Source organism: Armatimonas sp. (genome assembly GCF_964826245.1).
On record NZ_CBAYMC010000203.1, the window covers coordinates 1 to 8183 of the forward strand.

The 8183-nt window shown below is 61.3% G+C and carries 9 protein-coding genes; 3 read left to right on the forward strand and 6 right to left on the reverse strand.

What is annotated here, in order from left to right:
- The 5 genes from AC1XOS_RS16920 to AC1XOS_RS16940 form a co-directional block, all read right to left on the reverse strand.
- On the reverse strand, window positions 1-719 hold a 719-nt coding region (locus AC1XOS_RS16920; protein WP_481963400.1), incomplete at its 3' end, for an FHA domain-containing protein.
- Window positions 716-2215, reverse strand: a complete 1500-nt coding sequence (locus AC1XOS_RS16925) for an NAD(P)H-hydrate dehydratase (protein ID WP_481963401.1) — start codon at window positions 2213-2215, stop codon at window positions 716-718. The genes AC1XOS_RS16925 and AC1XOS_RS16920, both read right to left, overlap by 4 nt.
- A 285-nt stretch (window positions 2216-2500) precedes the next feature.
- Entirely contained in the window at window positions 2501-3277 is a 777-nt protein-coding gene (locus tag AC1XOS_RS16930; RefSeq protein ID WP_481963402.1) for a hypothetical protein, read from the reverse strand.
- A gap of 7 nt (window positions 3278-3284) precedes the next feature.
- Window positions 3285-3569, reverse strand: coding sequence for a DUF3817 domain-containing protein (locus AC1XOS_RS16935; protein WP_481963403.1), 285 nt, complete (start codon window positions 3567-3569; stop codon window positions 3285-3287).
- Window positions 3566-4255, reverse strand: a complete 690-nt coding sequence (locus tag AC1XOS_RS16940; protein WP_481963404.1) for a M15 family metallopeptidase — start codon at window positions 4253-4255, stop codon at window positions 3566-3568. Before AC1XOS_RS16940 ends, AC1XOS_RS16935 begins: the two co-directional genes overlap by 4 nt.
- Window positions 4256-4271: 16 nt before the next feature.
- Here AC1XOS_RS16940 and AC1XOS_RS16945 point away from each other — a divergent pair, with 16 nt between their 5' ends.
- The 3 genes from AC1XOS_RS16945 to AC1XOS_RS16955 are packed head-to-tail and all read left to right on the forward strand — an operon-like array spanning window position 4272 to window position 7278.
- A complete protein-coding gene (locus tag AC1XOS_RS16945) occupies window positions 4272-5408 on the forward strand; it encodes an iron-containing alcohol dehydrogenase (RefSeq protein ID WP_481963405.1) in 1137 nt (378 codons plus the stop codon).
- Window positions 5409-5417: 9 nt separating this feature from the next.
- Window positions 5418-6197, forward strand: a complete 780-nt coding sequence (locus AC1XOS_RS16950) for an alkaline phosphatase family protein (RefSeq protein ID WP_481963406.1) — start codon at window positions 5418-5420, stop codon at window positions 6195-6197.
- Window positions 6112-7278 (forward strand): tetratricopeptide repeat protein, encoded by a 1167-nt coding sequence (locus AC1XOS_RS16955; protein ID WP_481963407.1) that lies wholly within the window; start codon window positions 6112-6114, stop codon window positions 7276-7278. Before AC1XOS_RS16950 ends, AC1XOS_RS16955 begins: the two co-directional genes overlap by 86 nt.
- A gap of 2 nt (window positions 7279-7280) precedes the next feature.
- Here the strand turns inward: AC1XOS_RS16955 and AC1XOS_RS16960 are convergent.
- Window positions 7281-8183: aldehyde dehydrogenase family protein (locus AC1XOS_RS16960; protein ID WP_481963408.1), on the reverse strand; the 903-nt coding region annotated here is incomplete at its 5' end.

The window sequence follows — 8183 nt, forward strand, 5'->3', positions numbered from 1 at the left end:
GGCAGAAAGACCGCGTGCTTGCGGCTGACGGTGCTGTCGGTGGGGAGTGAGAGCGTATTGTCGGGCTCACGGCCCACAGTGAGGGCGTCCATCAGAGGGATCACTTTCCCTGCGGCGGGGCCGTGGTAGCCGACGAGCTTGGGCTGGCCCGTTGGGGCGGGAAGTGGCGGCGCAGTGGGCTGGGTTCCCCCATTTATAGCGGCGGAGGGGGCCATAACGCCAGCGGCAGCGGCCCCAGCACTTGGTAAGTCAGAGAGCGAGGGCAGAGGCGGGAGCGGAGCCACGGCGGGCTTGCTTGCAGGCGCGGCGGCAGGCGGGGCTTCTTGGGGAAGCTCCACACCGAGCTGCTTGAAGGCTCCCGTGACCGTCAGGCCCTTGCTTTTCAGGGCACGCCAGCCGAAGAACCCGCCCACCCCTAGGATAGCGAGGCCGAGCCAGCCCGCGATCAGGCTACTGCTGTTGTTGGACTCGGGCTCCTTTTGTTGCTGAACGACAACCACCAATGGCGCAGGAGTCGCGGGAGCTGGAGCAGGTGTGGCGGCAGCGGTCGGTGAGGCTTTCGGATCGGGTGTGGGACTGGCCTTGGCCCCCTCACTCTTGGGGGCGGGCGTGGCGGCGAGTGTGGTCTTGGGTGGCTCTAGCTTGGGCGCGGGCGTAGGCGTCTGTGCGAGTGCGCCCGTGGCCAGAGTCAAAGCAAGTGCTGTCAGCAGTTTTCTCATAGATCGTTACTATCCCCAAGTTCTAAGCGCTGCCGTGCAGCAGGCAAGACATCCCGAATCTCTCCCGCAAGAGAGCCTACTGGCAAGCTCTCTCCGGCGAGTGCGTGCCAGTAGGCACCACACCGCGCGGCATCCGTTGCAGGCAGGCCAGACGCCAGCAAGGCAGCGATCACGCCGGTCAGTACATCGCCGCTTCCCGCCGTTGCCAGCGAGATCGAGCCTTCACGGTTGTAGTATAACCGACCTGATGGCTCCGCGACCAAAGTGCGTGCTCCTTTGAGCAGGACCGTGGCTCCATAGCTTTCCGCACAGAGGCACACAGACTCTATCCGCTGGGCTTGGATCTCGGCTGTCGGGCGAGCCAGCAGGCGGCCTAGCTCTCCAGGATGGGGCGTTAAGACGGCCTGATGATGGGCGAGTGTGAAGGGGCGCGGGAGGGCGTTGAGCCCATCGGCATCGATTACCAAAGGCAGGTTCGTGCTTACCAGAAGCGTGGCGATAAAGTCTTGGACAGCTTGTCCGGCGGTCATTCCCGGCCCCAGCGCAATCGCATCCACACGCTCTAAAAGTGGCAAGAGCGCGGCGAGCGCCCCAGCTCCCCCATGCGTTCCCTCGGGCGTCTCGGGGAGAGGTCGAATGACAACCTCAGCGGAAAGTGCTGCCACGGTGGCGACCAGGCTCTCAGGGACGGCAAGATAGACCAGTCCCGCTCCCGCCCGAAGCGCCGCTGTGGCGGTGAGCACGGCGGCTCCAGCCATGCCTCGCGAACCAGCGATCACGAAGACGGTTCCAAACGCGCCTTTATTGGCGTCGCGGCCCTGTGTGCGTTTGGGAAGTGTGGCGCGAACCCAGTCAAGCGTCGTCAGCTCTTGCGTAGGTGGCGTAAGAATCGGCAGGCCAATCGGGGCGACCATGACTTTCCCCGCATACTCTGCGCCGGGATAGAGCAAGAGCCCAGGCTTGAGAGCCGCTAGCGTGATGGTTTGCTGGGCATGGATAGCGACGCCAGGAATCTCGCCGGTATCTGCACCCACCCCAGACGGAATATCGCAGGCAAGAATCGGTATTTTTGAGGCATTCGCGACAGCAATGGCCTCAGCGATAACGCCTCGTGGCGCACCCGTCGCGCCGGTTCCAAGCAGACAGTCCACCAGTAAGTCGTAGCCCAAAAGCACTGCCTTTTTCAGGGGCACGATTTTTACGCCGCAGTGACGCAAGGCAGCAAAGTGAGTGGCGGCAGCGCCTCGGATCTCCTTTTCCTCTCCCACTAGCAGAACCGTGATCTCTTTTCCCGCCACTGCCAGGTGCCTTGCCGCCACAAAACCATCGCCGCCATTGTTGCCCTTACCACAGAGAAACGCCACGCGCTGCGCCCCTGCGCACGCCCGCGCAAGCGCCTCTCCGGCAGACTCCATCAGGCAGACGGCAGGAACTCCCAGGTCTTCGATAGCCTGGCGATCCGCCTCCCGCATCTGTGCTGCTGTTACAATTCTCATGAGCCTGCTCTATAAAGTTCTGAAAAAACCAGAACTTTCTTTTGGTCTTTTTTCCGATTTCTTTTGTTCCCAACAGAGTTTATATTTTTTCTCCCAGCTTTAGCGCATGCACGCTTACCATCCGCCCCCGCTTCTCCAGCTCGGTTTTCAGCGCCTCTGGGGGTGCCCGTTAGCCGAGGAAACGTCCCCCAGTGGATCGGCACCACATAGGTAGTGGTGATATTCCTTTATTTTCTGTTTCCTTTGACCTCTACACATTTGAGTTATCCACAGGTTATCCACAGGCTAGTGCGAGTTATCCACAGGCACCGGCAGGTTTTGAGTGGCAAAGTCGCTTTTGCTTTCGGCAGGAAGCGGTAGATTTTTCCAGAGTACCGTGGCCTCTTCGATTGCCTTCAGGGCTTGGAGTAGCTCGGGGTGGGCAAAGCAAATGTGCCAGGCGCGGTGCAGATACGGCAGTGCCTCGCGAAGCTGGGGTACAGGATCGCTGAGAGCGATCTGGTGCAACGCTAGAGCTACCTGTCGAGCGACATCGCCCGTGCGCTGCCAGCGCAGAAGCGCCGTCAGTGATGCAATCTCGGTGGCGGTGGTTGCCTCGCGAAAGCTAAGAGGATCGCCGCTGTCTTTGGTATCTAGCGGAAGGGCAAGGCTCATTTTTATCTGTTGTGAGACAAGGGGAGCGGTGCGCACCGTGCAGGTTTGAATCGCCTTCCAGGCGGTGTCAGGGAGCAGCGTGTAGCGACCTAAAAGTACCTTCAGCTCCTGGTAAAGCGATGGTCTATGTTCGGTCGCGCTTCGAGCATAGGCAAGAAGCAAGGGCCGAATCGCAACGGGCGAGCCTGAGCAAGCCAGAATCTCCGCAAGGTCAACAAACTGTAAAGCACTTGCCGTCTCTAGCGCCTCCTCTATTGCAGGAATGACACTCTGCCCCATCGCCACAAGCTGCTCTCGTGCCCCTTGACGAACCTGGGGTTCATGTATCTCCAGAAGTACAATTAGCTTCTCCGCGCTCCTGTGCCAGAGAGGCAGGTCCGTATCCAGAGAAACCGTCAGCTCGGGCATTGTGCCGCTATTTCGATTCCAGTGCCTTGAGTTTTTTCTCAAAAAGCAGCGGGCCAAAGGGAAGCACGGAGCCTACTCCGAGGAGAAAGGCGAGCGTGAAGGGGAGCTTTTTTGTGAGAAACGCGACCCCGAGCATGCCGATATAGAGCACCCAAAGCGCGCCGTGGGCCGTGCCGACGATTTTCACAGCCTCGGGCTTGTGCGCCAGATACTTGAGAGGCATGGCGACTCCGGTGAGCAAAAGAAATGAGAGGGCCTCGATCAGGCCGAGGCGGCGGAGATTTTGGATCATTGGGGTAATGATACCCAGCCATAGACACACACGCGCTCCCCGACACGAACCGCCCAGCCTGCATCGCCCCAGCTGAAGTGCCAGAACTCCTCGGCACAGTTGGAAAAGCCCGCCGCGAGCATCGCCGTAAAGAGGATCTCGCGGTTGCGGACGGCTTTTTCGCTCAGGCCCGTGGCGAGGCTTCGGGCGGACTTCCAGCCCGTGAGGGGCTTGCGCAGCTCCGCTGTTCTGCCCGAGGGAAGCAGTAGATGCACGTCCACGGCGGCTCCCGTGCAGTGCCCCGGCGGCGCGGGCTGATCGTAGGGGGCAAAGAAGCGGCAGGTCTGGCGGCGGCGCGTGCCGTAGCTCCACTCTGGGTGTTTTTCGGTCAGCTCGGCGAAGTATTTATCAAAGAGCATCCGCTGAGCTTCTTTGGTGCGAAGCGCCGTCGTGACGTGCAGTCTATAGCCCGGCGGGAGCGCATCTTGAGCCTGCTGGAGCTTCTTCGCGACAGTCTCTCGTAGATACGGCAGGCACTTGCGGGAGACGCGAACCCCAGGGCAGTGCTTGCGAATGTCTACCAGTGGCTCGCCACACTCGCGCTCTTTCACACGATTGAGCGCCGCAATCGGCTCCGGGCCACTGACGGCTTGCAGGCGCTGGGCAAGCACGGGATCAAAGCAGGCAGGGCGAAATCGGCGCGGCATGGGCTATAGTGTACCCATGTTCGACTGGCAGCTACACACGCGGATTGTCTGCGGCGCGGGCGCTCTGGCGCAGCTTGGGGAACTAGCACAAAAGCGGGGGACGCGGGCGCTACTCGTGAGCGACCCGGGGATTGTCGCGGTGGGGCACACCGCACGGGCGGAGGCGTTTCTGAGGGAGGCAGGTATCGAGTCCACTCTCTTCTCCGACGTTCACGAGAACCCGACGACCGACGACGTGGACGCGTGCTGGGAAGTTGCAAAAGCGTTCCGACCCGATGTGCTGATCGCGCTAGGAGGTGGCTCGGCGATGGATACCGCCAAGGGGTGCAACTTTCTGCTCACCCATGGCGGGCCCCTGAGCGACTTCTGGGTCGCCAGCCCGAATCGTCGGGGCTTCTCACAGCCGCTCTTGCCTTCAATTACCATCCCTACGACAGCGGGAACGGGCAGCGAGGTGCAGTGCCACGCGCTTATTGCGGATGCACAAACCCACGCCAAGATGGCACTGGGCGAGACCGGTGCGGAGCCGACGATTGCGCTTCTTGACCCTGAACTGACCCTCACGCTGCCACGCTCGGTGACGGCGCAGACGGGGATAGATGCCCTCGTGCACGCCATCGAGACGGCGGTCACCAAGCCACGGACGCCGCACTCGCTGCTTTTCTCTCACGAGGCGTTCCGAAAGATCTCAGCAAACTTCTCCAGAGTTCTGGAAAAACCCGAAGATATCCAAGCGCGGGAAGCGATGCTGCTGGGCTCCACCTGGGCGGGGCTGGCGATTGAGTACTCGATGCTGGGGATCGCCCACTCGCTGGCCAACCCTCTCACGGCGCACTTTGGCGTGGTGCACGGGCAAGCCGTCGGGGTGATGCTCCCCCACGTGATTCATTTTAATGCCCAAGATCCCACCACGCGCCGTGCCTACGAAGCCCTAGGCCAGTCTCCGGAAGCCCTAGCCGAAAAAGTCACCGAGTGGCTACGGTTTGCGGGGCTGGCGACGAACCTGAGTGCCTGCGGTGTCTCTGAGGATGCCATCCCGACCCTGTCTAGCGAGGCGGTGCGGCAGTGGACCGCGAGCTTCAACCCGCGCTCGGTGACTACCGATGACCTGGCGAGCCTCTACCATGCGGCACTCACCGACAAGGCCAGGTAAAATACTGCCATGTCTGCGCGTGTTCTGCTCTGCTCTCTGGATGGGGTTCGTCCCGATGCGATTCTCACCTGCCACACCCCCACAGTTCAACGGCTGGCGCGTGACGGTGCCCACACGTGGAAGGCATCGTCGGTGATGCCCTCGGTGACCCTGCCCTGTCATACGTCGATGCTGCGTGGCGTGGATGTCCCGCGCCATGGGATCACCAGCAATACGTTTACGCCGCTTGCTCGCCCCGTACCCAGTGTGATGGATGCGGCGGCCAACCACGGCAAGCGTGTCGGCTTTTTCTACAACTGGGAGCAGCTTCGGGATCTGGCCGCGCCGGGGAGCCTGAAAGTCAGTGTTTGTTTTGGCGAGGGACATGTCTTTGAGACCGATCAAAAAGTCGCCGACGCGGCGATTGCGGCTATCAAGAGCGACAGCCTCGATTTTGTCTTTGTCTACTTTGGGCACCCCGATGAAGCAGGTCACGCGCATGGCTGGATGAGCGAGCCCTACTTAAAAGCCATCGAGAACGCGGATGCCTGCCTCGCACAAGTCTTGGAGCACTGGGACGGCATTGTCTGCGTGGTAAGCGACCACGGCGGGCATGACCGTAGCCACGGGACAGACTGCGCGGAGGACATGACGATCCCCTTTATCCTCCATGGCCCTGGGGTTGCCGTGGGCCGGGAACTCACCGACCCTATTTTTCTGTACGATGTCTGTCCGACGATCGCCCACGCCCTTAAAATCCCTGCCTGCCGTGAGTGGGACGGTCGCGTGGTACAAGAAGCGTTCGAATGAGAGCGGAGTGAGCAGTATGGACGAAGACGTAAAAAAAGACAAGCTAATACAGACACTGTTGGGGATGGTAGCCACGCTTGCGGTGGGGGTTTATGTCTTCTCTGGTCACTTCAAGGTACGGGAGTGGTTTACGTTTCTGCCGCCACCGCCGCCGCCCGACACGCTCATCTACCATGCTGATGCCATGCGCCAGGCATTCCTGCTCAAAGAGTACTCCATCGCCCTCTCTCAGGCCGAGTGGGTACTTTTGCACTCCAAAGGCGATTTAGAGCTGGAGGCCACCCGTATCCGCGCCATGTGCCTGCTGCGTGTCCAGCGCTTCAAAGACGCTGAGAAAGCCTTTCGTTTGATGGTGAAGAAAGATGCCAAGGACATCTCGGCTCGGCTGGCACTGGCAACGGCACTCCGTGGGATGGGTGAGGATGACAAGGCGAGGATGATCCTGATACGCATCCTCAAAGACCCGAATGTGAGCATGCAGCAGCTTGAGGCAGTGCGGGCCTCGCTCGATGCCATGGACGGCAAAGAGCCGCTCTTTGCGGATCAGCCCACGCCACAGCCCTATGCCACCCCAGAGCCCAGCCCCTCACCCTCACCCGAGCCACTGGCACCCATTGCCCTTAATATCCCGGGAGCCTCCCCGAGTCTGAGTGCGCTCATGGCCTCTGTCACGCAGCCAACTCCGACGCCTCAGCCCTTTTGGTTCCAGCCAATGGCACCAAGAGCGGTCATCACCTCCCCCACCCCAGAGCCTAATGTTGCTCCTGTGACCCTGACAAACCTGCGGCCTGAGCCAAAACCCAAGCCTGAGCCCGCTGGTACTCCCGAGCCGGGTGAGGTTGAAACCGGCGAGCTGGGTACTCCCGTTGCTCCTGGCTCCGCCACGGCACCTCTGGAGATTCCCCCGCCCACGGAAATCAGCAACAAACCAACACCCGCTCCTACAAGCGAAACCGTACGCCGCATCCTGCCCGCAACTCTCCCCACACCCGTCCCTAAGAAGAAAGTCACTGCTCCCGTAGCAAAAAAGAAAGTGGACTCCAAAAAGAAGCCCACTTCCTCAACCAAAAAGCGCTCGTAGCGCTACTTTACCCAGTCGCCATCTACCAAGCGCCAGATTCCGAGCGGGTTGCCGTCTTGGAGCTCGGCGGGGAGGCGATGGTTCTTCACATTGTCGTAGCTGCAGAGCATCGAGAAGCGGCTGATACCGTGCGGAATCCCGACACTGGAGAAGTACGGATGGCCCGTGGCAGGGAACGGCCCGCCGTGGTTCATGGCAGGGCTGACCGCGACGCCCGTGGGCATCTTGTTGTTGAGCAGCCGCCCCACTTTGACCCGTAGCACGGGGGCGAGCTTGCTATAAAGCGCCTCGTCGGAGCCGTTGTCGCTGGTGTAGATCGTCCCCGTGAGGTTCCCCTCCAGCGCATTGACAACTCCCAGCAGCTCCTCATCGCTCTCGCAGAGCACGAGCAGACTCACCGGCCCAAATGCCTCGGTCTGGAGCGTCTCCGGATCGGCGATAAACTGTGCGCCCGTGACCGTCAGAATCGTGTTGGCATAGCGGAAGCCCGGATCGTCAAAGACCTCGCCGCCGCAGACCACTTTTGCGCCCGCCGCCTTGAGCGTCTCGACGGCCTCGGCCAGGCCGTCGCGCCCGCCCTTGTTGAGAAGCACGCCCGGCTTGGCCTCAGCAAACTTCGCCGCTGCCGCCGCCACAAATGCCTCGCCCTGCTCACCTGCGGGGAGCACCACCAAGCCGGGGTTGGTGCAGAACTGGCCCGTGCCCATCGTGCAGCTCGTAAAGAACTCCCCTGCCAGCGCCTCGCCGTTGGCCTCCAGATACTCGGAGAGCACGAAGACGGGGTTCACGCTGGACATCTCCAAATAGGCGGGCTTGCCGTAGCGGTCCGCCACCTCTTTAAGCTGCATCCCCGCCGAGCGGCTCCCGGTGAAGCCCACCGCGGCGACCGCGGGGTTCTCGATCAT